Origin of the sequence: Streptomyces sp. NPDC052109, assembly GCF_040680195.1 — a bacterium.
In the GTDB taxonomy this organism is placed as follows: domain Bacteria; phylum Actinomycetota; class Actinomycetes; order Streptomycetales; family Streptomycetaceae; genus Streptomyces.
This window is the reverse complement of record NZ_JBFAWF010000003.1, coordinates 23325-47920: the sequence shown is the minus strand read 5'-3', so window position 1 is coordinate 47920 and position 24596 is coordinate 23325. Positions and strand designations below refer to the sequence as shown.

The 24596-nt window shown below is 72.4% G+C and carries 19 protein-coding genes and 1 pseudogene; 12 read left to right on the top strand and 8 right to left on the bottom strand.

The window, feature by feature from the left end:
- Positions 1–184: 184 nt before the first annotated feature.
- Positions 185–757: a TetR/AcrR family transcriptional regulator gene (locus tag AB0L59_RS08880; RefSeq protein WP_365581034.1), complete on the bottom strand. Its 573-nt coding sequence runs from the start codon at positions 755–757 to the stop codon at positions 185–187.
- A 126-nt stretch (positions 758–883) separates the two neighbouring features.
- Between AB0L59_RS08880 and AB0L59_RS08875 the strand changes: the two genes are divergently transcribed.
- From AB0L59_RS08875 to AB0L59_RS08865, 3 genes are read left to right on the top strand one after another with little or no spacing between them, the layout of a single operon-like run.
- Complete coding sequence (locus AB0L59_RS08875; protein WP_365581033.1) at positions 884–1741, top strand: MoxR family ATPase; 858 nt, start codon at positions 884–886, stop codon at positions 1739–1741.
- Complete coding sequence (locus AB0L59_RS08870; protein ID WP_365581031.1) at positions 1738–3090, top strand: VWA domain-containing protein; 1353 nt, start codon at positions 1738–1740, stop codon at positions 3088–3090. The genes AB0L59_RS08875 and AB0L59_RS08870 overlap by 4 nt, the downstream gene beginning before the upstream one ends.
- Positions 3091–3147: 57 nt before the next feature.
- Positions 3148–4122: a pyridoxal-phosphate dependent enzyme gene (locus AB0L59_RS08865; protein WP_365581029.1), complete on the top strand. Its 975-nt coding sequence runs from the start codon at positions 3148–3150 to the stop codon at positions 4120–4122.
- Between the two features lie 116 nt (positions 4123–4238).
- Here AB0L59_RS08865 and AB0L59_RS08860 read toward each other — a convergent pair whose 3' ends face one another.
- Positions 4239–4883 (bottom strand): hypothetical protein, encoded by a 645-nt coding sequence (locus AB0L59_RS08860; RefSeq protein ID WP_365581027.1) that lies wholly within the window; start codon positions 4881–4883, stop codon positions 4239–4241.
- 52 nt (positions 4884–4935) lie between these two features.
- Here AB0L59_RS08860 and AB0L59_RS08855 point away from each other — a divergent pair, with 52 nt between their 5' ends.
- A complete protein-coding gene (locus tag AB0L59_RS08855; RefSeq protein ID WP_365581026.1) occupies positions 4936–5313 on the top strand; it encodes a hypothetical protein in 378 nt (125 codons plus the stop codon).
- A gap of 257 nt (positions 5314–5570) precedes the next feature.
- Here the strand turns inward: AB0L59_RS08855 and AB0L59_RS08850 are convergent, their stop codons facing one another.
- Positions 5571–6476, bottom strand: a complete 906-nt coding sequence (locus AB0L59_RS08850; RefSeq protein ID WP_365581024.1) for a LysR family transcriptional regulator — start codon at positions 6474–6476, stop codon at positions 5571–5573.
- 138 nt (positions 6477–6614) lie between these two features.
- On the opposite strand from AB0L59_RS08850, the gene AB0L59_RS08845 reads away from it, so the two are divergent.
- The 4 genes from AB0L59_RS08845 (at position 6615) to AB0L59_RS08830 (ending at position 9017) form a co-directional block, all read left to right on the top strand.
- Positions 6615–7310: a type 1 glutamine amidotransferase domain-containing protein gene (locus AB0L59_RS08845; RefSeq protein WP_365581022.1), complete on the top strand. Its 696-nt coding sequence runs from the start codon at positions 6615–6617 to the stop codon at positions 7308–7310.
- Positions 7311–7448: 138 nt separating this feature from the next.
- Positions 7449–7937, top strand: coding sequence for a hypothetical protein (locus tag AB0L59_RS08840; RefSeq protein ID WP_365581021.1), 489 nt, complete (start codon positions 7449–7451; stop codon positions 7935–7937).
- 73 nt (positions 7938–8010) lie between these two features.
- Positions 8011–8679, top strand: a complete 669-nt coding sequence (locus AB0L59_RS08835) for a SigE family RNA polymerase sigma factor (RefSeq protein WP_365581019.1) — start codon at positions 8011–8013, stop codon at positions 8677–8679.
- Positions 8676–9017 (top strand): hypothetical protein, encoded by a 342-nt coding sequence (locus AB0L59_RS08830; protein WP_365581018.1) that lies wholly within the window; start codon positions 8676–8678, stop codon positions 9015–9017. The genes AB0L59_RS08835 and AB0L59_RS08830 overlap by 4 nt, the downstream gene beginning before the upstream one ends.
- A 15-nt stretch (positions 9018–9032) precedes the next feature.
- On the opposite strand, the gene AB0L59_RS08825 is transcribed toward AB0L59_RS08830, so the two are convergent.
- Positions 9033–11330, bottom strand: a complete 2298-nt coding sequence (locus tag AB0L59_RS08825; protein ID WP_365581017.1) for an MFS transporter — start codon at positions 11328–11330, stop codon at positions 9033–9035.
- A gap of 139 nt (positions 11331–11469) precedes the next feature.
- Here AB0L59_RS08825 and AB0L59_RS08820 point away from each other — a divergent pair, with 139 nt between their 5' ends.
- Positions 11470–12435: a pirin family protein gene (locus tag AB0L59_RS08820; RefSeq protein WP_365581016.1), complete on the top strand. Its 966-nt coding sequence runs from the start codon at positions 11470–11472 to the stop codon at positions 12433–12435.
- 362 nt (positions 12436–12797) lie between these two features.
- On the opposite strand, the gene AB0L59_RS08815 is transcribed toward AB0L59_RS08820, so the two are convergent.
- The 3 genes and pseudogenes from AB0L59_RS08815 to AB0L59_RS08805 all read right to left on the bottom strand — a co-directional run bounded on the left by AB0L59_RS08815 (position 12798) and on the right by AB0L59_RS08805 (position 15768).
- Entirely contained in the window at positions 12798–13475 is a 678-nt protein-coding gene (locus AB0L59_RS08815; RefSeq protein ID WP_365581015.1) for an HdeD family acid-resistance protein, read from the bottom strand.
- A gap of 250 nt (positions 13476–13725) precedes the next feature.
- Positions 13726–14767 (bottom strand): annotated as a pseudogene (locus AB0L59_RS08810) (NAD(P)-dependent alcohol dehydrogenase).
- Between the two features lie 23 nt (positions 14768–14790).
- Positions 14791–15768, bottom strand: coding sequence for a cytochrome P450 (locus AB0L59_RS08805; RefSeq protein WP_365581013.1), 978 nt, complete (start codon positions 15766–15768; stop codon positions 14791–14793).
- A 450-nt stretch (positions 15769–16218) separates the two neighbouring features.
- Between AB0L59_RS08805 and AB0L59_RS08800 the strand changes: the two genes are divergently transcribed.
- Entirely contained in the window at positions 16219–17373 is a 1155-nt protein-coding gene (locus tag AB0L59_RS08800; protein ID WP_365581012.1) for a GAF domain-containing SpoIIE family protein phosphatase, read from the top strand.
- Positions 17374–17575: 202 nt separating this feature from the next.
- On the opposite strand, the gene AB0L59_RS08795 is transcribed toward AB0L59_RS08800, so the two are convergent.
- On the bottom strand, positions 17576–17968 hold the full coding sequence (locus AB0L59_RS08795) for a hypothetical protein (RefSeq protein WP_365581010.1): 393 nt from the start codon (positions 17966–17968) through the stop codon (positions 17576–17578).
- Between the two features lie 431 nt (positions 17969–18399).
- Here AB0L59_RS08795 and AB0L59_RS08790 point away from each other — a divergent pair, with 431 nt between their 5' ends.
- On the top strand, positions 18400–23040 hold the full coding sequence (locus AB0L59_RS08790; RefSeq protein WP_365581008.1) for a cation-translocating P-type ATPase: 4641 nt from the start codon (positions 18400–18402) through the stop codon (positions 23038–23040).
- Between the two features lie 921 nt (positions 23041–23961).
- A complete protein-coding gene (locus AB0L59_RS08785; protein WP_365581006.1) occupies positions 23962–24501 on the top strand; it encodes a hypothetical protein in 540 nt (179 codons plus the stop codon).
- Positions 24502–24596: the final 95 nt, after the last annotated feature.

The following is a 24596-nucleotide window of genomic DNA, read 5'->3' as shown; positions in this document are numbered from 1 at the left end:
GGGGCGCGGGGGCGGCGCGTTGGGCTGCCCCGTCCGGGTGCGGTCCGCCCCAGGGGCCGCGAGGGGCGGGGCCGCGGGGTGCCCGTCGGCCGGGTGCGGCGCCGACGTGGCCGGTAGCGCCCGCGCGGCGGTGGCCGCACGTCGGACCCGGCCCCGCGCTCCTTCGGCCGTGCTCTCGGGGGCGCTACTCCATCCCCGCCGCGTCCAGCAGCGCCGTCACCGTGGTCGTGGCCAGCCCGTCGTCCAGGCGCTCCACCTTCGCGCCGGCCCGGGCGCTGGCACCGTCGAAGACCAGCACGAGCTGGCGCGCGAGCAGCTCGGGGTCGCGGGCGCCCCCGCGCTGCGCCTCGGCCCGGAAGGTCTCGGCCAGCCGCTGCTTGACCGCGCGGGCGACGACGGTCGCCGGGTGCTCCGGGTCCTTCACCTCCACCAGGACGGCCAGGTAGGGGCAGCCGCGGTAGTCGGCGTCCACCGAGGCCCGCTGCAGGCGTTCGAAGACGTACAGGATGCGCTCGCGCGGGGTCGCGGACTCCGGGTCGGGGTGCGTCAGCTGGGCGTCGAACCACGGGATGCGCCGCTCCAGGCTCGCGGCCAGCATCGCGTCCTTGCTGTCGAAGAGCTGGTACATCGACCGCTTGGAGACGCCGGCCTCCCGGCACAGCGCCTCGATGCCGACGCAGACGCCGTCGCGGTAGGAGAGGCGGGCCGCCGCGTCGAGCAGCCGGTCGCGCGGGGACACCTTGTCTGTGGAGGCCATGCAGCGAGGTTAACCGCATCCGGGGAGGAGCGGAAACCGATCGGTGTATATCTCTGGACAGAGGTCCTGAACAAGCGCTTAGATAGTGCTGCCCGGACACCACTCCCCGACCCGCCGGAGGCCCCGTTGTTCACGTCCGTCGACGACGTCTCCGCCCGCCTCGCCGAGACCGGCTACCTCGCCTCGCCCGCCGTCGCCACGACCGTCTTCCTCGCCGACCGGCTGGGCAAGCCGCTGCTGGTGGAGGGCCCCGCCGGCGTCGGCAAGACGGAGCTGGCCAAGGCCGTCGCCCAGGTCGCCGGGGCCCGGCTGGTCCGGCTGCAGTGCTACGAGGGCGTGGACGAGTCCCGGGCGCTGTACGAGTGGAACCACGCCAAGCAACTGCTGCGGATCAGCGCCGGACGCGAGGAGAGCTGGGACGAGACCCGCACCGACATCTTCAGCGAGGAGTTCCTGCTCCCCCGCCCGCTGCTCACCGCCATCCGGGGCGACGAACCGACGGTGCTGCTGATCGACGAGACCGACAAGGCCGACGTGGAGATGGAGGGCCTGCTGCTGGAGGTCCTCAGCGACTTCCAGATCACGGTCCCGGAACTGGGCACGGTCGCCGCCACCCGCCGCCCGTTCGTCGTCCTGACCTCCAACGCCGGCCGGGAGCTGTCCGAGGCGCTGCGCCGGCGCTGCCTGTTCCTGCACATCGGCTTCCCCGAGGAGGAGCTGGAGCGGCGGATCGTACGGCTGAAGGTGCCCGGCCTCGGCCCGGCGCTGACCGAGTCGGTGGTGCGGGTGGTGGGGGCGCTGCGCGCGATGGACCTGCGCAAGACGCCGTCCGTCGCCGAGACCATCGACTGGGCCCGCACCCTGCTGGCCCTCGGCGCCGACACCCTCGACGGGACGGTCGTCCGGGACAGCCTCGGCGTGATCCTCAAGCACCAGGACGACATCCAGAAGGCGGCGGCGAAGCTCGACCTGGACGCGCTGTGACCGCGGTCGCCGAGCGGATCACCGGACTGGTCGGGGCACTGCGCGCGCACGGCGTACGGATCGGCACCGGCGAGACCGTGGACGCGGCCCGCGCGGTGGAGGCGCTGGGGCTCACGGACCGGGAGCTGCTGCGCGAGGGGCTGGCCGCGACGCTCCTGCACGGCCCTGCCCAGCGGGCGGTGTTCGACCCGGTCTTCGACCTGTACTTCCCCCGCACGGTCGGGGACCCGCACGGCCCCGGCGCGGACCGGGAGGAGCTGCGCGACCGGCTGGCCGGGGCGCTGGCCGCCGACGACCGGGCTCTCATGGCCCGGTTGGCGGCCGACGCGGTCGACGCCCTGGGAGGATACGGCGGTTCACCGGGTTCCGACGGCTTCTCGGCGTACCAGACGCTCGACCGGCTGCGCCCGCAGACCCTGTTGGCCCGGGTGCGCTCGGACGTCGGCGGCCGGGACGGGAGCGGTGCCGGCTTCGCCGACCGGCTGCTGGACGACGAGATCCGGCGCCGGATCGCGGAGTTCCGGCGGATGGTCGGGGCGGAGGCGCGGCGCCGGGTCGCCGAGCGGCGCGGGCGGGACGGGATCGCCCGGCGCGGCGTCGCACCGACCGCGGACCGCGTGGACTTCCTCTTCGCGAACCGGGACCAGCTGACCGAGCTGCGCAGGGCGGTTCAGCCGCTCGCGCGCAAGCTGGCCACCCGGCTGGCCGCACGCCGCCGCCGGGCCGCGCGCGGCACGGTCGACCTGCGCCGCACCCTGCGCTCCTCGCTGTCCACGGGCGGGGTACCGATGCGCCCGGTGCTGCGCCGGCGCCGCCCGGTCCGCCCCGAACTGGTGCTCCTCTGCGACGTGTCCGGATCCGTCTCCGGCTTCTCGGACTTCACGATGCTGCTGGTGCAGGCGCTGCACGACCAGTTCAGCAAGATCCGGGTGTTCGCCTTCGTCAACCGGCTGGACGAGGTCACCGGTCTGCTCGACCACGGCCGCGCCGCCCCCGACGGGCTCAGCGCCCGCATCCGCGCCGAGGCCACGCTGACCGGCTGGCACGGCAGCAGCGACTACGGCGTGGCGCTGGGCGAGTTCGCCGAGCGGTACGGCGACGCGGTGGGCCCGCGCACGACCGTGTTCGTGCTCGGCGACGCCCGGACGAACATGAGCGACCCGAACCTGGCCGCCGTACGGGAGGTCGCCCGGCGGGCCCGCCGCGTGTACTGGCTGAACCCCGAGCCGCGCGGCCAGTGGGGCACGGGCGACTCGGCCGCGCCCGCCTACGCCGAGCTGGTCGAGATGCACGAGTGCCGTACGGCCCGTCAGCTCAGCGCGCTGATCGCCCGGCTGCTGCCCGTGTGATCGACTGTTCCCGAACGACCGCGATCGGCGCCTGATCCGCAGCGAAGGACGTATGCGATGAGCCATCCCGCCGTACCACTCGGCACCTTCCCCACTCCCGTCGAACCGGCGCCCCGGCTGGCCGCCGCGCTCGGGCTCGGACCCGAGGACCTGTGGATCAAGCGGGACGACCTCACCGGTCTGGGCGGCGGCGGGAACAAGATCCGCAAGCTGGAGTGGACGGTGGGCGCGGCCCTCGCCGAGGGCGCGGACACGCTCGTGACCACGGGCGCCCCGCAGAGCAACCACGCCCGGCTGACCGCCGCCGCGGCCGCCCGGCTGAACCTGGACGTCGTCCTGGTGCTGCGCGGCACACCTGGCGCCGCGCGGTCCGGGAACCTCGCGCTGGACGGGCTGTTCGGGGCGCGGCTGGCCTGGGCGGGCGAGGTGGACCAGGTGGGACTGGACGCGGCGGCGGCCGAGGTGTGCGCCCGGCTGCGGGCGGGCGGTGCCCGGCCCGCCCTGATCCCGTTCGGCGGGTCGAGCGCGCTGGGCGCACGGGGCTATGTGCGCTGCGGCGAGGAGTTGCACGAGCAGGTGCCTCGGCCGCGCACGGTGGTGGTCGCGCTCGGCTCCGGTGGCACCATGGCCGGACTGGTCGCGGCCCTGGGCACCGGTGCGGTGCTCGGCGTCGACGTGGGCGCGATGGCCGACCCGGCAGCGGCGGTCGCCCGGTTCGCGGCACCGCTGGCGACGCAGACGGTCACGGCGCAGGAGCTGCGGGTGCGCCGGGACCAGGTGGGCGCCGGGTACGCGACGCTGACCGAGCCCGTGCGGCAGGCGCTCCGGCTCGCCGCGCGCACCGAGGGGCTGGTCCTGGACCCGGTCTACACGGGCCGGGCCCTGGCCGGGCTCCGCGCAGCCGTCCAGGACGGTGAGGTCCGGCCGGGCGAGAAGACGGTGTTCGTGCACACCGGCGGACTGCCCGGCCTGTTCGGCCACACGGACGCGGTCGCGTTCGCGGAGGAGGGGGTGACGGGCTTCGACGGGTGACGGCTCGTTCGACGGGGGAGGCGACGGGCCCCCGGCCGCTTGGCCGCAGGGGAGGGCGGGGGACGGCCGCTTCGGCGAACGAACCCGCCCCGGCGTCACCTTGCACGTCCGCGCCCTCACGCCCGGGTGGTGACCGGTGCGGCGCGCTCGGTGCGGCGTACGGCGAACAGGGCCCCGGCATAGGCGAGGTCGAGCAGGAAGCAGCCGACGTACAGGTAGTACATGAGGGCGCTGTCGTGGCGGGGCACCGGGTCGGGATCGGTGAGCATCGACAGGGAGGCGCAGGCCGTGCCGAGGAGCTTGGTCAGTGCGATGCCCGGTGACTGACCCCGCGTGCCGCGCCGGGCGGCGAGCATGGCGAGGAACATGCCGGACATCGCCAGGTTGCTGCCGAACGCGGTGATGGTCCCGCCGCCCGCGTCGAACTGCTCCGAGGCGTAGTTCATGCCCGGGTAGGCGAAGGCGAGCAGCACGGCGAGCGCGGGCAGGAACAACCGGGCGGGCAGGTACGGGAATTCGGACCGCCCGAAGCGTACGAGCGTGTAGCCGACGGCGAGGTCGAAGCAGAACCAGACGATGTTGACGACGTGCATCACCCCGGACGGAGGCCGCACGAACGCGAACATGAACTCCCAGCTGATGTTGGTGGCGAAGGCGACGACGGGCATCCCGAAGGTGCGCTCCCGCAGGCCCGTGCGGATCAGCAGCGCATAGGCCGCGGTCCAGAACGCTCCCGTGCCGAGCAAGAACACCGTGTGCATGGATCCCCCGTCAACCGACCGCCCGCTGCGCGTCGATGACTACTCTGACACGGTGACAGCCCCCGTCACAGCGTCCACCGCGACGGACGCCACAGGCGGCCCGCCCCTGCGCGCGCTGCCCGAGCGGGCCGTCGCCCTGCTGGTACGGGTGGACGCCCCGCCCCGGCTGGTGGCCCACCCCAGAGCGGTGCACGACGTGGCGGCGCGGCTCGTCCCGTGGGTCCGACGGCACTGCCCTCAGCCGGAGTTCGACGCCGGGGCGGCACTGTTCGGTGCCGCCACGCACGACGTCGGCAAGGCCGTGCACCGGGCCGAGCCGTCCGGCCCCGGCGCCGAACACGAGGAGGCAGGGCGGCAGTTGCTGCTCGCGCAGGTGGTTCCCGACCGTCTCGGCCGATTCGCCGGCACGTCACGGACCTGGCGGCACTGATCACCCGGGCCGCGCGGCTGCTCGTCGACCGGGCGATCCGGGAGCGGGGCGTCCAGCGGGTGGAGTGGTGGGTGCCGATGGGGAACGGCACCGAGCGTCGCGGTCGCCCGCCGGCTCGGCATGAGCAAGGAGGCGGTTCTGCGAGAACGTCGCCCCTACCGGGTTGAGCGGCACGAGGAGGAGATCTGGGCGGTCCCGGCATCGGAGTGGACCGGCGGTCCGCGGGCCGGCGGTCTGGGAGGGTCGCGGCCGTACCGCTACCAGGTGCGTGCCTCCCGGAGCAGGAGCGCGCGGACGCGCGGCACGTCCGGGTTGTCGCAGACGCCGGGGCGCTGGACCAGGAAGCCGGTGTTGATCGGCGGGTCCTCCGGCTCCAGCAGTGCCACGAGCGCGCCGGTCCCCAGCAGGTCCCGGCACAGATAGCGGGGCAGCACCGCGAATCCGGCCCCGGCGGCCACCACGGCGAGGACGCCGCGCAGGTCCGGCACGGTCACGTCGGCGGTGCGGGACAGCCGGCGGCCGAAGACGTGCCGCCAGTAGCGGCGGGCGATCGGCAGGTCCTCGGCGTACGTGACGAGCGGCACGTCGTGCAGGGCTGCGGGCCCCTCGGTGGCCGGCCGGTCCGCCAGCCGTGCGGCCCACCCCGGCGCGGCCACGAGCACGAACTCCTCGTCGCTGAGCGGAACGGCGTGCAGGGTACGGCCCCGGGGGCGGGTGGTGGCGATCACCAGGTCGTGGCGGCCGACGCGCAGCTCCTCCAGCAGCGGATCGGTCAGTCCGGTGGACACCCGCAGTCGTACGCCCTCGGCGACCAGGGGCGCCAGGGCGGGCAGGACGGTGGTGCAGAGCATTTCGGCCGGACCGGCCAGGTGCACCGGTTCGCGGCGCGCGCCGGCCGGCGCCGTCGGTCCGGCGACGGCGGCCAGTTCGTCCAGGGGCGCGGCGATCCGGGCGGCGAGCTCGTCGGCGACCGGGGTCGGCGCGACCCCGCGCGGCAGCCGTTCGAACAGCTCCCGGCCGGTCTGCCGTTCCAGCGCGCGCATCTGCGTCGTCACCGTCGGCTGGGACAGTCCCAGCAGGCGGGAGGCGCCGGTGAAGGAGCCGGAGCGGTAGACCGCGAGGAAGGTGCGCAGCAGGTTCAGATCGAGGGAAGCGGTCTCCACGCGTCCGAGTATTCACCGGCCGGTGCCCCCCGGCACCCATAGGAGATCCGATGTCAGGTATTTAGCGTTTCATTGGCTGCCTATGGGTCGGCTCGCCTACCTTCTCTGTCGGAAACCCCAGCTCCGGGAGAAGGAACCATGTCGAAGATCCTGTTCGTGCTGACCGGCGCCGACCACTGGAGGCTCGCCGACGGCACCCTGCACCCGACCGGCTTCTGGGCCGACGAGGCCCTGGTCCCGTACCGCGCCCTCAAGGCCGCCGGTCACGAGATCGTGGTCGCCACACCCGGCGGTGTGGTGCCGCACGTCGACGAGGCGAGCCTGGCCCCCGAGGTCAACGGCGGTCAGGAGAACGCCGACGAGATCAGGCGCGGTCTGGAGGAGATGACCGAGCTGCGCACCCCGGTCAAGCTCGTCGAGGTCGACCTCGACGACTACGCCGCGGTCTTCTACCCCGGCGGGCACGGCCCGATGGAGGACCTGGCGGTGGACGCCGGCTCGGGCCGGCTGCTCGTCGCGGCCCTCGACTCGGGCAAGCCGCTGGCCGTGGTCTGCCATGGACCGGCCGCGCTGCTCGCCGCGGTCCGGGCCGACGGCGCCAACGCCTTCGCCGGCTACCGGGCCACCGCCTTCACCAACGAGGAGGAGGGCCAGGCCGGATTCGCCGAGCGGGCCCCGTGGCTGCTCCAGGACCGGCTGACCGAGGCGGGCGTGGACGTCCGGGCGGGCGAGCCGTGGGCGCCGCACGTGGTGACCGACCGCAATCTGATCACCGGCCAGAACCCGGCCTCCGCGGGGCCGGTCGCCGCGGAGCTGCTGAAGAAGCTGGGCTGAGGCGGCCGAGCCGGCCCCGCGCGGCGGTGCGGAAAATTTGTCGGTCGTCGCCTGCAACCTCGTTCGGGGTCGGGCGTCTGTCCGGGTGGAGGCCTCCACTTCGACCAGATGTCCGATCCCGAACGACCGAAGGAACCCATGTCCGCACACCGTGCATCCCGCTCCGGCCGTACCCGCAGGCTGCGTGCCGCCCTGGGGGTCTCCGCCGTAGGCGCGGCCCTGGCCGTCGCCGGCACCGTGACCGCCCAGGCGTCCCAGAACGGCAGCCACGCGAGCCCCGCTCCTGCGCCGGCGCGCACCGCGACACCGTCCCCCGTACCGTCCCCGGTCCACACCGCGACACCGTCCCCCGTACCGTCCCCGGTCCACACCGCGACGCCCTCCCCCGTACCGTCCCCGGTCCACACCGCGACGCCCTCCCCCGTACCGTCCCCGGTCCACACCGCGACGCCCTCCCCCGTGCCCGCCACCGCGACCCCGGTGCCGGCGCCGACGCGGGCCGCCCCGAGTCCCGTACCGTCGTCTCCCGCCCACGCCACCCCGCGCGCCGTGCCCGCACCGGCGCGGCACGGGCACGGTCCGCACCGCGGCACCGCCGTCCCGGCGCCCGTCCCGCAGCACCGCTGAGCAGCACCACCTAGGCAGGGGCCGGAAGCGGTACGTCGCCCGGCGGCACCCCGCTTCCGGCTCCGGGAGATCCATGACGACAGCCACACCACCGGCGGCCCTGCCCTGGGACCGGGCGTCCGGCATCCCGCAACGCCCCACGCCTTGGCGGCGGTTCACGCGCACGCTGCTCAGCGGTGTCCTCGCCCGCGCCCGCACGGACGTCCCCGCCGATCCGGCACCTCCCGGTCCCGGTGCGTTCCCTGGCGTCGAACAGCCGCCGGGCTTCGAGAAGTTGTACCACCACCGCCGGCTCGCCCTGGTCCGGCTGGCGGTGCTGCTCGTGGACGACCTGCCCACGGCCGAGGACGTCGTCCAGGACGCCTTCACCGCGCTGTTCCGGCGGCACGGCCACCGGCTCGCCGCACTCGACGACCCGGAGGCGTACCTCAGGACGAGCGTCGTCAACGCCGCCCGCTCGGTGCTGCGCCGGCGCAGGACCGTGCGGGCGCACACCCCCGCCCCCGAACCGCACGCGCCCGCCGCGGAGGAGGACGTGCTGCTGCACGAGGACCACCGGGAGGTGCTGACCGCACTGCGCACGCTGACCCGGCGGCAGCGCGAGGTACTGGTGCTGCGGTACTGGTCGCATCTGAGCGAGGCCGAGATCGCGGCGACGCTCGGCCTGTCGCGGGGTGCCGTCAAGTCCACGGCCAGCCGGGCCCTGGACGCTCTCGGCCGACGTCTGGAGGGACTGCGATGAACGAGTCCGGCACCGGAACCGCGCGACCGCCGGTCGAGGAGCGGCTGCGGGCCGCCCTCGCCGCGCGGGCCCGTTCCGTCGGCCCCGCCGACCTGCGCCCTCTGCGCCCGCCGACGGCTGTGCTGCGGCCCCGCCGGGTGCTGGTGCGCCGGGCCGTGGCGGGCGCGGTGGCGCTGGCCGCGGTGGCCGCGCTGGTGTTCTTCGCGGTGCGCGGCGGGCCGTCGCACCCGACCGAGCCGGCCCGCCGCCCGCACCCGACGACCCTCACGCCCTCCCCGGTCCCGAGCGCGGTCACGCCCTCCGCGGCGGAGCCGTCCCCGAGCGCGCCGCACCCCTGAGCCGGCGGGTCCGGACTACGCCCCCGGGTGCGCGAGTTCGATGTCGTGGTGCTCGACGTCGGCGCCCGAGACGGTCACTCCGCCGGCCCGGGGCGGATAGCCGGCCGCGATGAGCGTGTACGGGCCGCCGTCGAGGTCGGAGAAGGCGTACGCCCCGTCGTCACCGGTGGTGGTCGTGGCGACGACGTTCCCCGCGGCGTCCAGCAGGGTCACCCGGGCGTCGCCGAGCGGCCCGCCGGCGCCACGCACGGTGCCGCGCACACGGGCGCCCGGCCGCAGTTCCACCTCGACGCGGGTGAGGTCGGTGCCGTCGATCTCCACGGGCAGCGCGAGCGGCCGGTGCCCGGGTGCGCTGACGGCGAGGGTGAGCGTGCCCGGGACGAGACCGGTGAGGGCGAACTCGCCCCGCCCGTCGGTCCGTACCGTCGCCAGTACCTCGCCGCGCACATCGGTGACGACCACCACGGCCCCGGCGACCGGCGCGCCGTCGTGCGCGGCCCGCACCGTGCCGGTGAGCCGGCTGGTGCCGTCGAGCAGCAGGTCGTACGAGACCGGACGGGCGCCCACGACCACGGTGGCGGCCTGCGGGCGGCGCCCGTCGGCGGAGGCGACGAGGACGTACGTCCCCTCCCCGGGCGCCTCGACGGCATAGCCGCCGTCGTCCCCGGCGACTGCGCGGCCGAGTTGGCGGCCGCCGAGCGAGACGAGCGTGACCGCGGCCCGGCCGACACCGGCGCCGCCGGCCCCGCGCACCCGCCCGCGCACCGGGGTCCCGCCCAGGGCGGCGCTGCCGGCCGCCGGTACGGCGCCGCCGTCCACGACTGAGGTGACGGCGGGCTGTGCCTCCGCCTCGGCCGGCACCCGCACCGGTGCCTCGCGGGTCGCGGCACCCCCCGGCAGCGTCCGGCGCGGGATGAACGCGGCGACGAGCAGGGCCAGGACCGCGGCGCCGGAGCCGACGGCCATGACCACCTTGAAGCCGTTCTCGGAGGGCAGCGGTGACGTGCCGAAGGTGGTGGTCATCCGGGCGAGGATCACGCCGGCGACCGCGCTGGCGGTGGAGGTGCCGATGGACCGCATGAGGGTGTTGAGGCTGTTGGCGGCGGCCGTCTCGGACGGGGCCACCGCGCCCATGATGAGCGCGGGCATCGCGCCGTACGCGAAGCCGATACCGGCGCCGATCACGCAGGAGGCCACGAGGAGTTCCCAGACGGCGTGCATCAGCACGACGTTGAGGCCGTACCCGGCGGCGACGATCACCGCGCCGCACATCAGGGTGACCTTCGGCCCCCACGTGCGGGAGATGAGCGCGGACACCGGAGCCATGGCCATCATCACCAGGCCGGTCGGTGCCATCACCAGACCGGCGTCGAGCAGCGACCTGCCGAGGCCGTAGCCGGTCGCCCTGGGCAACTGCAGGAGCTGCGGAAGGACGAGGGACATCGCGAACATGGAGAAGCCGAAGGCGACCGAGGCGAGATTGGTGACCAGCACCTGGCGGCGGGCGGTGGTCCGCAGGTCGACGAGCGGCTCGGACGTGCGCAGTTCGAACAGCCCCCAGACGAGCAGGACGAGGACGGCCGCCCCGAACAGGCCGAGCGTCGTGCCGCTGCGCCAGCCCCAGTCGGCGCCCTTGGAGACGGCGAGCAGCAGACAGATCAGGCCGGCGGCCATGCCGAGCGCGCCGGGCAGGTCGAAGCGTCCGCCGGTGCGCACCTTCGACTCGGGGACGAGCAGCAGCACCAGCACGCCGGTGACGGCGCCGAGCGCGGCCGAGGTCCAGAACAGCATGTGCCAGTCGAAGTGGTCGGCGATCAGCGCGGCGGCGGGCAGGCCGAGCGCGCCACCGATGCCGAGGGAGGCGCTCATCAGGGCGGTGGCGGAGGCGAGGCGTTCGGCGGGCAGTTCGTCGCGCATGATGCTGATGCCGAGCGGGATGACTCCGGAGGCCAGGCCCTGCAGCGCCCGGCCGACGATCACCGGGCCGAGGTCGTCGCTGAGCGCCGCCGTCACCGAGCCCGCGACCAGCATCAGCAGGCTGCTCAGCAGCATCAGGCGCTTGCCGTACATGTCGCCGAGCCGGCCCATCACAGGCGTGGCGACGGCCGCCGCGAGCAGGGTCGCGGTGACCGCCCAGGTCGCGTCGGAGGCGGAGGCGCGCAGCAGATGGGGCAGTTCGGGCACGATCGGGATGACCAGGGTCTGCATCAGCGAGACCACGATCCCGCCGAGGGCCAGCACGACGACGACGACATGCGTGCGCGCCACGGCGGACTCCCCCGCCTCGGCGGGCCGGGGATGCGCTTGGGACATGGTCGAGCCTCCATCGGGGACGCGAGGTGTTCCTACCCGTGGGCGTCCCCCGAACGTAAGTCAGTTGATTGACTTAAGCAAGGAAAATCCGCGTTTCCGCACTCACCGGTACGAGGCCCGCCCCGCTAAGTTGGGCGGCATGAGCAATCTTGACCGCGCGCCCGTGCCCAGCGTCTGCGGCGGCCGCGGATTCGTCGTCGCCGAACCCGTGCGCGAACTGTTGAGCCCCCGTCAGGTGAAGCTGGGCGAGTCGACCGAGGTGCGCCGGCTGCTGCCCAACCTGGGCCGTCGCATGATCGGCGCGTGGGCCTTCGTCGACCACTACGGGCCGGACGACATCGCCGACGAGCCGGGCATGCAGGTCCCGCCGCATCCGCACATCGGGCTGCAGACGGTCAGCTGGCTGCACGAGGGCGAGGTGCTGCACCGCGACTCGACGGGCAGCCTGCAGACGATCCGGCCCCGGCAGCTGGGGCTGATGACCTCGGGCCGCGCGATCAGCCACTCCGAGGAGAGCCCGCGTCCGCACGCCCGCTTCCTGCACGGCGCCCAGCTGTGGGTCGCGCTGCCCGACGAACACCGCCACACCGAGCCGAAGTTCGAGTACCACCCGGACCTGCCCACGGTCACCGCGCCCGGCCTGACCGCCACGGTGATCCTCGGCGACCTCGACGGTTCCGCCTCGCCCGGTACGACGTACACCCCGATCGTCGGCGCGGACCTCGCCCTCACCCGGGGCGCCGACGTACGCCTGCCGCTGGAGCCCGACTTCGAGTACGGGGTGCTCGCCATGTCCGGCGAGGTCCACGTCGACGGCGTGCCGGTGCTCCCCGGTTCGATGCTCTACCTCGGCTGCGGACGCTCCGAACTTCCGCTGCGCGCCGAGTCGGACGCCGGAATCATGCTGCTGGGCGGGGAGCCGTTCGCGGAGGAGCTGATCATGTGGTGGAACTTCGTCGGGCGTACGCAGCACGACATCGAGCAGGCCCGGGAGGACTGGATGAGCGGGTCGAGGTTCGGGGAAGTGAAGGGGTACGACGGGGATCCGCTGCCTGCGCCGGAGCTGCCGCCGGTGCCGCTGAAGGCGCGGGGTCGAGTGCGCTGAGCTGGCATGTTTCGCTCGGTAGGCGTGTGCCGGCAGAGCCAAGGACAGCCTGCCCCGCCCAGTTCGCGGCCTGCAGGCAGGCAAAGACTGCTTGCGTCACCCCCGCAAGCCATGAAGGGCTTCGCCGGTTCGCTCGCCTCACGGGATGGGCCTGGCAGCAAAAGCCGCCATGAGAGTGTCCGCCCGCAACCGCGGCTCAGGATCGCAAATCCCTGCCACACGGACGGAAACCTCATCGACGCCCACGGCCTTGGCCAGGTGCGCCAGGATCGCCACCACCGCGCCCACTTCGAGGAGCGTGAAAGTCCGGTCGCCGGCCGATGACCCGTTGCGCAGTATCACCGCCTCCCGCGTCCGGCCGATCAGTGCTGGGGGTGCGGACGTACGTGGAACAGGGGGCGCCGCTGGGTCGGCGTGCCGGCGGCCAGGTGACCGATCTCGACGCGTGTCGTGATGGCGCGGACCACTTCGGTGAGGCCCAGAACTATGGCCATGACGCCCACTACCAGGGTGAGTGTCGCGATGGAGGCGAACGGCATGATGATCATCACGATGCCGGCCATGGTGCCGATGATGCCGAAGGCCACGTGCCAGCCGCGCGCCGGCATGGCCTGATCGGAGGCCGCAGCGACCGTCTCCAGGGTGCCTCGCATCAGCCAGCTGAAGCCGATCCACAGGGCGAGCAGGAAAATCGACTCCAGGGTGCCCCGGAAGCAGATCAGCCCCAGCAGGATGGAGGCCGCGCCGGTGATGAAGTGCAGTACGCGAAGATGCCGGGCGACGTGGGTGCCGAATGCGGCGGCGAGTTGGAAGACACCGGTGGCCAGCAGGTAGACGCCGAAGAGGATGCCGACGACGCGTAGTGTCTCGCCTGGCCAGACCAGGGCGATGACGCCCAGGGCGATGGTGGCGAGACCCATGGTGAGCAGGATCTGCCAGCCCATGTTCGCAACGGCGGACATGCCTTCGGCCAGGGGGCCTCCTTGGGGTTTGGTGCCGCTCGGGGGCACGGGGCCGGGGGAATCGGAAGGAGATGTCATGGCACCTGCCTCCTTCTCGGAGCAGCGTCGTCACGTCCTTGCATCTCCATCGTCACCCGATCAGCCTCATGTTGCTCGGTGGAGGGGGCAGGGGTTCATGGTGTATGAGCGATTTCCATGAGCCTTCTCCGTCCGCTCACCGGCACGTGCCTCTCGGAGGGGGAGTCTGAGGTGTGGTTTCCCCGAGCCCCCGGCGCCGGCGGACACAGCACATTGTGGCGGTGTCCGGTTCGGGTCGACATGCCGACGCTCATGCATGGGGGGTGATGACGGCGCGTCCTTCGATCCTGCCGTCGCGCAAGAGCCGGTAGGCCTCGTCGGCGCGTTCCAAGGGATAGTGTTCGACCAGCATCTTGATCTTTTCCTGCTGGGCGAGGGTGATCACTTCCATCAGTTCGGGGAGGGAGCCCCAGTAGGGCGAGGCGACCGAGCACTCGTGCGGCGGGCTGGAGAAGTTGACGGGCAGGGCTGCGCCGCCGAGGCCGACGATGGTCAGATGGCCGAGCATCCCGGCCACCTGAGCAGCCATCCGAGGGTCGGGGCCACGCCGACCATGTCCAGGACGAGCTGAGCGCCCTGTCGCCCCGTGATGTCCTTCATGCGCGTGACCGTCTCGTCGCCCGAGAGAAGTGCCTCGTCGGCGCCCATGCGCGTCGCGGTGCCCAGCTTGCCGGCGTCCGTGTCCACGGCGACGACGGTGGTCGCCGCGCTGAGCGCGCGCAGGATCTGGATGGTCGTCTGACCCAGACCGCCGGCCCCGATCACCACCGCGGTCGAGTCCGGCCCCAGCAGGTGCAGCGACCGTTTGACGGCGTGGTAGCTGGTGAGTCCGGCGTCGCTGAGCGGGGCGGCTGGCGGGGGTCGAGGGTGCCCAGCGGAATCAGGTGTCTCGCTGCCGGGCCCAGCAGGTACTCGGCCATGCCGCCGTCGTGACCACCTCGCAGGCCGGGGCCCTGACCACCGAGGTTCTGGCAGTAATTCTCCTGGCCCTGACGGCAGTTGGCGCACAGCCGACAGCCCCAGGAGCCATAGACGATCACAGGGGCTCCCGGCGAGAACCCGGTGACGCCCGGTCCCGGCCGTTCCACCCATCCCGCGTTCTCATGGCCGAGTGTGAAGGGCATCTGCGTGAAACCGGGTAGCGGTGCGGGCGCCTCCATGATGTGCAGATCGGAGTGGCACGCACCGGCGCCCCCGACTTTCACCAGGACCTGCCCCGGCCCGGGATCGGGTACCGGCTCCTCGCGCAGCTCGGGCGGTCGCCGCCATCCGGCGAGTCGAACAGCCCTCATGGTGATCCTTCACGCACGCCGGGTCAGTCGCGGATGCCGTCGATGTCGACCAGCAGGTGCCGCGGCCCTCGGAAGATCTGGTTGTGCCGGTACGGCGGCGAGTCCTCGACGAGCCGGGGGTTTTCCACCCGGCGGACGAACTCGCCGACCGCGACCTGGGCCTCGAGCCGCGCGAGCGGGGCGCCGAAGCAGAAGTGGATGCCCTGGCTGAACCCGAGGTGCCGGTTGTCGCGGCGTTCGAGGTCGAGTTCGTCGGGGTTGGCGAACCGGTTCGGGTCGCGGTTCGCCGAGCCGTATGCCAGGAAGATCGGTGCTCCCTTCGGGATGGTGGTGCCTGCGATGTCTATGTCTTCCACGGCGGAGCGGGTGTGCCAGAACTGGACCGACGACTCGAAGCGCAGCAACTCCTCCACCGCGGGCACGATCAGCTCCGGCCGGCGGCGCAGTCTCTCGAGCGCGGCGGGGTGCCGCAGCAGGGTGAGCACGCTGTGGGCGATGAGGATGACCGTGGTTTCGTGTCCCGCGAAGATCAGGAGCAGGGCGTTGCTGACGAGCACGCCCTTGGGCATACGTCCCTCCGTACCGTCCTCGTTCACCATCGCCGAGAGCATGCCCGGGCCGGGCTGCCGGGCGTACCTGTCGAGCAGCCCGGCTGCGAACTGCCCGAACTCCTGCACGGCCTGGCACGCCCCGGCCTGCCGGCTCCGGATCTCTTCGGAGGCGGCCTCGGGACCGAAGTCCAAAGCGTCCAGGGCGGTCTCGATCCACTGGTGGAAGCGTGACTCGTCCTCCAGCGGCACGCCCAGAAGCTTGCAGATCACCGTCACCGGCAGGGGATAGGCGAACTCGTCGACGGCGTCGATCCGGTTCTTGCCCTTCATGCCGTCCAGGAGGCCGTCGACGATGCGGCGGATCTCGGGACCTTGGCCGATCTGCGCGAAGCCGCTGAGGCGGCCTCCGGCGAGTTGCGGCAGCGCGCCCTGCCCCTGCCCGAAGAGCACTTCGCCACAGCCGGGCACGAGAGCCGCCCGATGCCGACCGGCCGGGTCACTCTCCAATGAGCAATGTCGATGATCGATGCCACCACCGTGTCCATGCCGCACGCAGCGACATGCCCCGCAGTCAGTCCTGAAGACGAGGGCGGTCGCCCGGCGCGGGCCTGCCCGTGTGTACCCACTGGTGCCGAGGAGGGCCTGCGTGACGACGCGATCGGCTGGCCCCACCGCCATCCCGACCTCTGCACGCGCCATTGCGCAAACCGTCCAGCCCCACGTTCGCGAATGTGTTCGATACCGCGATACATTGACGTTACCCATGTCGATTGCCGTGCGTTTAGGGTGGTGAGCGTGGCGGGACGGTCCAAGTCGTTTTCCAGACCAACGCTGCCGGGCTCGTCCGAGTCCGGCGGCGCGCCTGTGTCCGGCAGGCACGCACCACCGCAGCCGAGCGCGATGCGCGCAGCGGCGCGGATCGGCACCACGCTCGACGAGGAGACCACGTGGGCTGAGCTGATCCGGGAGGTCGCCGGGCTCATGGGAGGGGCGGCCGCCGTTCTGCGTCTCGGAGTCGAGACTCCTCCCCGGTATGAGGTCGTCGTCGGTGACCCGGCGGTGTTGCCCGCCGCTGGATGGGTTGCGGCCGCGGCGCAGGAGGCCGCGGGCAGCGGTGAGCACCCGGTTGTGGATCCGGTCCTCAGGGACGGCGGGCTCGCGATCTGCGTGCCGCTGGCCACGAACGGCCACCCCTACGGCGTACTGGTGAGCGGTCGGGAGGAGACACCGTTCACTCCCGCGGAGGCGGAAATACTGGCTCGCCTCGCCGACATCGCCGGCGCCCACATTCGGCACGCCCGGGAGTACGACGCGGTGAGCGGCATGGTCGGCAAGCTGCAGCGCGCTCTGCTGTCGGAACCCGGTCGGCCCCATCCCAATCTGGATGTGGCCATTCGCTATCTCCCGGTCGGGCAGAACGTCATGATCGGCGGAGACTGGTGCGAGACCGTCCGGCTGCACTTCGGCCGTACGCTGCTGGTGGTCGGCGACGTCATGGGGCACGGTCTGGAAGCGGCCGTCGACATGAATGCCTACCGCTCGTCCCTGCGCTACATCGCCTCCGCCGACCTGCCGCCGCACCGCGTTCTGCGCCAGCTCGACGATCTCGCCTCCGCAGAGCCAGAGCGAAGGCCCGCCACCTGCCTCATCGCACAGATCGACCCCAATCGCGGCCGGGTGACCATCGCGAGCGCCGGCCATCTGCCCCCGGTCGTGGTGGAGGGTCATTCCGGCACTTCGCTGCTGCCGGTGCCGGTCGGCCCCCCTCTGGGGACCGGTCTGGGTGGCTATGAGCCGGCCACCTGCCGACTCGACCCGTCCCAGACACTGCTGCTCTTCACCGACGGGCTCGTCGAGCGCCGCGGCGAGGACATAGACCAGTCCCTGCACCGGCTGACCCGCGTGGACTTCAAGGCAGCCTCAGGTGTCGAGGACGTCCTTGACACGGTGCTCGCCCGCCTCGACGCCCGGCACGCGGAGGACGATGTCGCGGTACTGGCCGCACGACTGCATCACCGCTCCCCGCTGCCGCGCGACGAAGCCCGCGACAGCTGATCCCGTGGTCGGCTGCTGTTGCGGCCTGCCTCCTCCCGCCATCCGCCCACCGCGCCCGAGTTGTTGGGAACCGCGGCTTCCAGACCACCGGAGGCAGACATCCTGCCGCCTACCGGGAGGTCAAGATCGGCGCGACGCCGCGGATCCCCCCGACATGCCGGCGGAATCCGTCCCCACGGTTCTCGGGGCGCGGGTGATCGCTTCAGGGGCTGCTGTCAGCGTCGGATTTCATGGTTGCGCGTTCGTCGATCGTGACTGGGTGCGCGGGCGCCTGCTGCGCTGACGGGGGCGGAAGGGCTCCCCCTCGTCGAAGGACCGCGTAACCGATGCCGATTCCGGCGGCAACAGGCCATTCGAGGACGCCTGCCAGGGCGAGGGCGCCGAGTCCGACGTAGAGGGGGAGTCCCCCTTTGGCGGGCAGGATGCGCTGGGCGGCGGCGACGGGAACAGCGACTGCTTTTTGTGCGGCGTGGGCGACGCTGTCGAGCGGGATGGTGATGGTGTGTCCGTCGTGTTCGTTCGCCGTGTGCTGGGCTGTCCCGCCTGTGGTGGCGGTGTTCGCTGCGGCGGTGCTCTGAGTCGTCGCTGGGCCCATCTGATCACTCCGATGCTCTCGTCGATTTTCCTACGTTATGCCTGATTCATATAGATTTCAGGTCACATTCGCCTGCCGGGATCGGCGGCCACGGTGGCTGGGGACAGCGCACCTCACGGCGCCGGCTGAGTGAGGGAGTCACGCCGGTGCTCCGAAGTCGTGTGGTGATGTCGCTGGGCCGCTGGTTGGTGACGGAGGCGCCCGCGGCGGTGACTGCGTCTGCCGGGGTGCTTGCCTCGTACGCGGTGCGCGCGCCGGGAGAGGTATCGCGGACGCGGGAGCGGGGGCGGCGGGCAGTTGCGTGGGTCGGGGATGCCGTCCTCGGTGAGGTGGTCCGGGCGGCCGAGGTGATGCGGGACGCGGGTCCGGCCAGGCTCCGCAGGAGAGTGTGGTCGCGGCCGGGCAGGGCGCACATCGAGGTGCGGGGCCTGGTGGGTGGGGGGAAACAGCGGGAGCGGCTGGTCGAAGGGCTGGAATCGGCGCTGGCCGAGCTCGCGGGGGTGCGCTGGGTACAGGTGAATGCCGCGCTGGGCCACGTGGTGGTCGACGCGGCTGAGGACGGTTTCGATCTCCCGGTGCTGCTGGATGCGGTGTGTGCGATGGAGCAGGCACATGATGTCGCGGAGCAGCCGTTCACGCGGGATAGGCCGGGTGCGGCATTTGATGACGTCCCGGAGGTGTTGGCCAAGGTCGCTCTGGTCTCCGACTGCGTGGGCCTGGTCGGCACCTTGGTGGGCTGGACGGCCTCGGTCGCCCGGTTGCCGGGCGCTGTACGGGTGCCGCTTATCGTGGCCGAAACCCAGCCGCAGGTGCGCCGGTGGCTGGTACGACAGGTGGGCCGTGCCCACGCAGACGCGCTCTCGGCCATCGCCGGCGCGCTGGTGTACTCAGCCACCGGCGGGATGACGCCGCTGGCTCTGGACGCGCTCCAGCAGTGGTTCAAGCTGGGGGAGGCACGCAGCCGACAGGCGGTGTGGGAGCGCCGGGAAGGCGAGCTGGTGGCCGACGGCGCCGGTCTTCCGCGTCAGCCGACCAGGCCCCTGCCGCGGCCGGTCGCGGTGCCGGCGGGACCGGTGGAGAAGTGCGCGGAGCAGACGTCGCTCGCCGCCCTACTGGGAGGGGCCGGGCTGGCCGCCTGGACCAGGAACGTGCAACAGGCAGGTCGGGCAATCCTGGCGACGGCGCCCAAGGCCGCCGGAGCGGGGCGTGAGGCGTTCTGCTCAGTGCTGGGCCGTCACCTCGCCCAGGCAGGGGTGGTCCCGATGAATCCGGCGGCGCTGCGCCTGCTGGACCGGGTATCCGCGGTCGTCATCGATTCCCGTGCCTTGTGCGTGCCGCGTGTGCGGCTGCTGTCGGTGACTGCCGGTGGGAAGCAGGACGAGGCAGAGTTGTGGCAGGCGGCGCAGAAAGTGCTGACCGGACTGACGCTGCACGACATGGCCGGTCCCGGTCCATGGGCAGCGGGCCACTGGCGGCTGCGGCGCCGGCCGGAGGCCCTGGATCAGCGGGCTGACGCCGGTCCCGGCGTTCATCTCGAGGTGCATGACACGGATGGCCGGGTGCTGGGGCGGGTCGTGGTGGGATGTGATCTCGATCCGCTGGCCGACGCCGTGATCGCCGCGGCCCGCTCCGGTAGCCGCCGCCTGGAGATGACCCGGCACGCCAGCGTGGCGGAGTTGCTGCGGTGGGCCGATCACGCTGTGCCCCCGTCCACGGCGCTGGCCGATCGGGTACGCACCCTGCAGCAAGACGGCCACGTTGTCGCGTTGATCACCTGCTACGACGGCGAAGCGCTCGCAGCTGCGGACGTGGGAGTGGCTCTTCCCCTTGCGGAGGAGTTCGGAAGGCCGGATCCTGCGGCGCTGTGGTCGGCGGACCTCGTATGCGCCCCAGGGCTGGAGCACGCGTGGCGTGTGTTGTCCGCCGTGGATGAAGCGCACCAGGTCAGCTCCGCCTCGGCGCGCCTGTCCACGGGTGGGTCCGCGCTGGGGGCGTTGATCGCAGCTGCCGGTGCGCGGCACCGTGTGTGGGGTGTGACGACGTCGACCGTTCACGGCGCCATGTTTCTGGCTCAAGTCGGCGGTGTCCGCGCGGCAATGCGCCTCGCCCGGCGACCCTGCCCTTCCGGTCATGTCCGTGGCGCCTGGCATGCCATGGACGCGGACGATGCCTTCCGGCTCCTGAACCCGTTGCGCCGACATGCCGACACGGTGCGCGCGACGTCTGATGTCGCTGCACCGACAGCGCTCGGCCGGACGCGGCACCGGCTGGCCGGGGCCACCACTTCAGTGGTGAGGTCCTTGGGCTTGGCCACTCAGACGCAGCATGCCGGTGAGCTGTTGCGTGCGGTGCGCGAGGAGCTGCGCGACCCTCTGACCCCGGTGCTGGCCCTCGGTGCCGCGGCGTCCGCTGCCGTCGGATCAAACATCGACTCGCTCCTGGTGGGCGGGGTGATGGCCGGCAACGCCGTGATCAGCGGCATCCAGCGCATGCGAGCCGAACAGGCGCTGAAGGCCCTGTTGGCGCGCGAGAGCATCACCGCTCACCGCCTGCGCCGGGGGCCGGACGGCCCCGGCCAGGACCTCCACGGGATGCTGACGGCCGCCTGCGATCCCGTTGACGCGAGTGACCTTCAGGTGGGCGACGTCATCGCGCTCCGCCCCTCCGACGTGGTGCCCGCGGACGCCCGGCTGCTGGCCGGCATCGATCTCGAGATCGACGAGGCGACGCTGACCGGCGAGCCCACTCCGGTGGCGAAGCACCCCAGGGCCACCCCGGGGGCGGACCTGGCAGAGCGGTCCTGCATGGTCTACCAGGGATGCACGGTGCTCGCAGGCACCGGCGTGGCCGTTGTCGTCGCGACCGGTGGACAGACCGAGGCAGGCCGCGCCGGCGACCTGGCCGGGAACGCCACCAGCGCCTCCGGCATCGCGGGACACCTCGCCGCGCTGACCCAGGCAGCCCTGCCCGTGGTCGGCATCGGAGGGGCAACGGTCACCGCCCTGGGACTCCTGCGGGGCCTGCCGGTACGCCAGGCCCTGGCTTCCGGCGTCGCGGTCGCGGTGGCTGCCGTCCCCGAGGGCCTGCCGCTGGTTGCCACCGTCGCTCAGTCGGCGGCCGCACGACGGCTGTCCCGCTACGGCATCCTGCCCCGCTCCGCCCGCGCGTTGGAAGCTCTCGGACGCGTCGACGTCATCTGCTTCGACAAGACGGGCACCCTCACCGAAGGCCGCCTGGCCCTGACCCGTCTGGCCTCCACCGAGGAGATCCTTCCCCCCGACACAGAGGAGGCACGCCGCCTGCTGCGCGCCGCAGCCCGCGCCTGCCCGGCCGCCGACGCGCCCGTGGCCCACGCCACCGACCGTGCCGTATTGGAAGCCGCCGACAAGCACGGCATTCAAGACCCCTACTGGGTCCGGGTTGCGGAACTGCCTTTTGAGGCCAGCCGCGGCTACTCGGCCTCCGTGGGAACGGACAACGACCGCCGCACACTCGCGGTCAAGGGGGCACCCGAGATCATCCTCCAGCGCTGCACCACCACCCTTGAACCTGCCACCGAGACCAGGGAGGGCCCGGACGGCGAAGCCGCCGGCGACCATCGTCTGGTTCCGCTCGACGGCTTTCGGCTGGCCGCCGCTCACCGCATGATGCGACAGCTCGCCGATCAAGGCCTGCGTGTCCTTGCCGTCGCCCAGGCCCACGTGTCCACGGCCGGACCGTCCACCGGCGATCCGAGGCAGTCCACTGACCAGGCAAGCAACACCACCGGACGAGCCGACATGGTGGACCGCCTGGTCCACGATCTGACGCTGCTGGGATTCCTGGCCATCGCCGACGCCCCCCGGCCCTCGGCTGCCGACGCCGTCAAACGGCTGACCGACGCGGGTGTACGCATCGTCATGATCACCGGGGACCATCCGGCCACCGCCGCCGCCATCGCCCGCGACCTGGGCATCCCCGGCACCCGGACCATGGTCACCGGCACCGAGCTCGACTCCCTCACGGCCGCCGACCGCGCCACCGCCATCGACGGAGCCAGCCTCTTCGCCCGCGTCTCACCCGAACACAAGGTCCGCATCGTCCAAGCTCTGCAGCAGGCCGGACATGTCGTCGCCATGACCGGCGACGGCGTCAACGACGCGGCCGCCATCCGCCTCGCCGACATCGGCATCGGCATCGCCGCACACGGCTCAACGGCCGCGCGCGCCGCCGCCGACCTCGTCCTGACCGACCCCGACCTCACCCGCATCCTCGACGCCCTGCACGAAGGCCGCGCCCTGTGGGCCAGCGTCCGCGACGCCGTCGCCATCCTCGTCGGCGGCAACGCCGGCGAAGTCGCCTTCACCATCCTCGGCACCGCACTCGCCGGCCGGGCCCCCCTCGGCACCCGCCAGCTCCTGCTGGTCAATCTCCTCACCGACATGCTCCCCGCCCTGGCCGTCGCCCTCGCCCACCGCACCAGAGCCACGCACACCACCACGGACCGGCCCGTCCCCGCCCTCATGGGATCCGCCCTGGCACGACTGCTGGCCATCCGCGGTACCGCCACCGCCCTGGCCGCGACCCTCGCATGGCAAACCGGCCGGCTCACCGGCCGTGCCCGCCGAGCCGACACCATGGGACTGGCCGCCCTGATCACCGCTCAGCTCGGCCAGACCCTCATCACCGACTGGCGCAGCCCCCTCGTCCTGGCCACCACAGCCCTCTCCACGACAGCCCTGCTCACTGTCGTGCAGACTCCCGGAATGAGCCATTTCTTCGGCTGCACCCCCCTGGGCCCCATCGCCTGGACCACCGTCGCCGCGAGCGCCACCACAGCCACCCTCGCCGCCGCCTTCGCCCCCCGGCTACTGACCACAGACCCACCCTCGCGGACTCCCGGCGTCACCACACGCAGCACTCCCCCGTGCGTCGGCCACCGAGGCTCGACCAACGCCCTCTCACTCGAGGACCGACCGACGCACGAACCGGCGACCCCTGTCCGAGCGGCTCAAGCCACCCACCGTTCACCATCTGTTGTCGGAAATGATGGTCGTGAGCCACTGACGCGCCTCGGAAACGGATTGTCCTGAGGAAAACCGGCAAAACGAGCCACCTTCGCATGGCTTGATCGGCTCAAGGACTCCGCCGTGCCCCTCACCCTCGTCATCAAATTGCCCCGAACCGCACCGGTTCCTCAGATGCAGTCGCTTGCCCGTACCCTCGCTCCCCTGGCCGGACCTCTCCTCGGTATGGCAATCGACGCCAGCGGCCTGGGACTGCCCGCCCGCCTCCTGCTGCACGCCGCGCTGCACACCGCCCAGCAGCAAGGGCAGCCGAACAGCGGGGAAACCGAACCTGCACCGCCGGCAGCCGCGGTGGCCTCTCTCCGCCCGTCGGGTGCGCACACAGCCGCATAGGGCCGACATCCCCATCACCGCACCACCCACTCTGCGGCTCGAAGCGGTGGTCGGCGACGATCCGGGACACCGCGGCCCCACGACCACACTTGCCGCCGAGTTGCCCGATGATCCGCCCCATCCTTTCGGCGTCACTCTCCGCACCGGCGAGGCCGCCGAGCGTGCCGCCACCTGTGTGCTGCAGATCGCCGGACGCCGGCGTCCCACGCCCGAAGCGCCACTGGCCCGATCCGACACCGCCCCGTCGCACATGACCCGGCCCTCATGGCGTTCGATGCGCAGGCTCGTACATAGCCACCTGCGACGCATGAGCCGCAGGTGACCCGGCACCGCGCCTCCGCACCGGCACGAGACTCGTCAGGCGCGGCGGCGCGTGAGCGGAGGCGCCCATGTGGCTCCGCACGACCCAGTCCGCATGCAGCGCGGAGGCGTCCGGTCTCCGGCCCCGGTACACCGAAACGCCGGTGTCGAGCTGAGCCATCAGAAGCAGGCCACCCGAAACTCCCGACGGCTGCCCGCACCCGGCTTATACGGCGTGACATCGGGGAACTCCGAAACTGGCAACTCTGCCAGGCGCGCGGAGGGAGTTCGCATATGAGCCAGGTCAAAGCGGGTTCATCGGATCTTCGTGAGCCGTTGCGGGCCGTCGGCTCCGTACTCAGCCGCTTGCCCGGAGCCCAGCAGGTGAGCACGGCCGCCGACAGCGCACTGGACTGGATCGGAGCTGTCTCTCCGCGCGGCCGACGGATGGCGGTCTACACCGGAGCCGGGGTGCTCGGCGTCGCCGGGGTGGTGGAATGGCCCCTGGCTCTCACCGGTGCGGCCGTCGCGTGGCTGACCCAGCCGCGTCCCCGACAAGACGCACGCGACGAGACAGCCGAGAACAACAAGGCTGGAAACCCGCAGGACGACGCAGCGGAAACCGGATCGCGGCCCGCTATGGCGGACCGGGGTCCCACCCCCTCGGAAACCACAGACATGGAGAGCTACGGTCCCGGCGGCCGGCTGGCACCATCCCACTCCCACCACGACCGTCCCGGACACCACACGCACGAGCAACCCGCGAAGGTCGGTGACCCTGCCACGGCATCGGCGCTCAAGCAGGTCGCGAAAGCCTCGGAGCACCACACCTGACCAAGCCGAGTCCGACGAGCGCTCCTGCAGGCCAGGCCGGGTGTCGGTTCGATGGCGACAACCGCGCCCGGAGGAACGGCGCCGCGCAGTTCCCA

Excerpts from the sequence above, each read along its gene's own strand:
- AB0L59_RS08795 (WP_365581010.1), bottom strand. The coding sequence starts at position 17,968 with ATGGGCCCAGCGACGACTCAGAGCACCGCCGCAGCGAACACCGCCACC.
- AB0L59_RS08815 (WP_365581015.1), bottom strand. The coding sequence starts at position 13,475 with ATGACATCTCCTTCCGATTCCCCCGGCCCCGTGCCCCCGAGCGGCACC.
- AB0L59_RS08845 (WP_365581022.1), top strand. The coding sequence starts at position 6,615 with ATGTCGAAGATCCTGTTCGTGCTGACCGGCGCCGACCACTGGAGGCTC.
- AB0L59_RS08825 (WP_365581017.1), bottom strand. The coding sequence starts at position 11,330 with ATGTCCCAAGCGCATCCCCGGCCCGCCGAGGCGGGGGAGTCCGCCGTG.
- AB0L59_RS08785 (WP_365581006.1), top strand. The coding sequence starts at position 23,962 with ATGAGCCAGGTCAAAGCGGGTTCATCGGATCTTCGTGAGCCGTTGCGG.
- AB0L59_RS08860 (WP_365581027.1), bottom strand. The coding sequence starts at position 4,883 with ATGCACACGGTGTTCTTGCTCGGCACGGGAGCGTTCTGGACCGCGGCC.
- AB0L59_RS08820 (WP_365581016.1), top strand. The coding sequence starts at position 11,470 with ATGAGCAATCTTGACCGCGCGCCCGTGCCCAGCGTCTGCGGCGGCCGC.
- AB0L59_RS08880 (WP_365581034.1), bottom strand. The coding sequence starts at position 757 with ATGGCCTCCACAGACAAGGTGTCCCCGCGCGACCGGCTGCTCGACGCG.
- AB0L59_RS08865 (WP_365581029.1), top strand. The coding sequence starts at position 3,148 with ATGAGCCATCCCGCCGTACCACTCGGCACCTTCCCCACTCCCGTCGAA.
- AB0L59_RS08840 (WP_365581021.1), top strand. The coding sequence starts at position 7,449 with ATGTCCGCACACCGTGCATCCCGCTCCGGCCGTACCCGCAGGCTGCGT.
- AB0L59_RS08830 (WP_365581018.1), top strand. The coding sequence starts at position 8,676 with ATGAACGAGTCCGGCACCGGAACCGCGCGACCGCCGGTCGAGGAGCGG.
- AB0L59_RS08800 (WP_365581012.1), top strand. The coding sequence starts at position 16,219 with ATGCGCGCAGCGGCGCGGATCGGCACCACGCTCGACGAGGAGACCACG.
- AB0L59_RS08835 (WP_365581019.1), top strand. The coding sequence starts at position 8,011 with ATGACGACAGCCACACCACCGGCGGCCCTGCCCTGGGACCGGGCGTCC.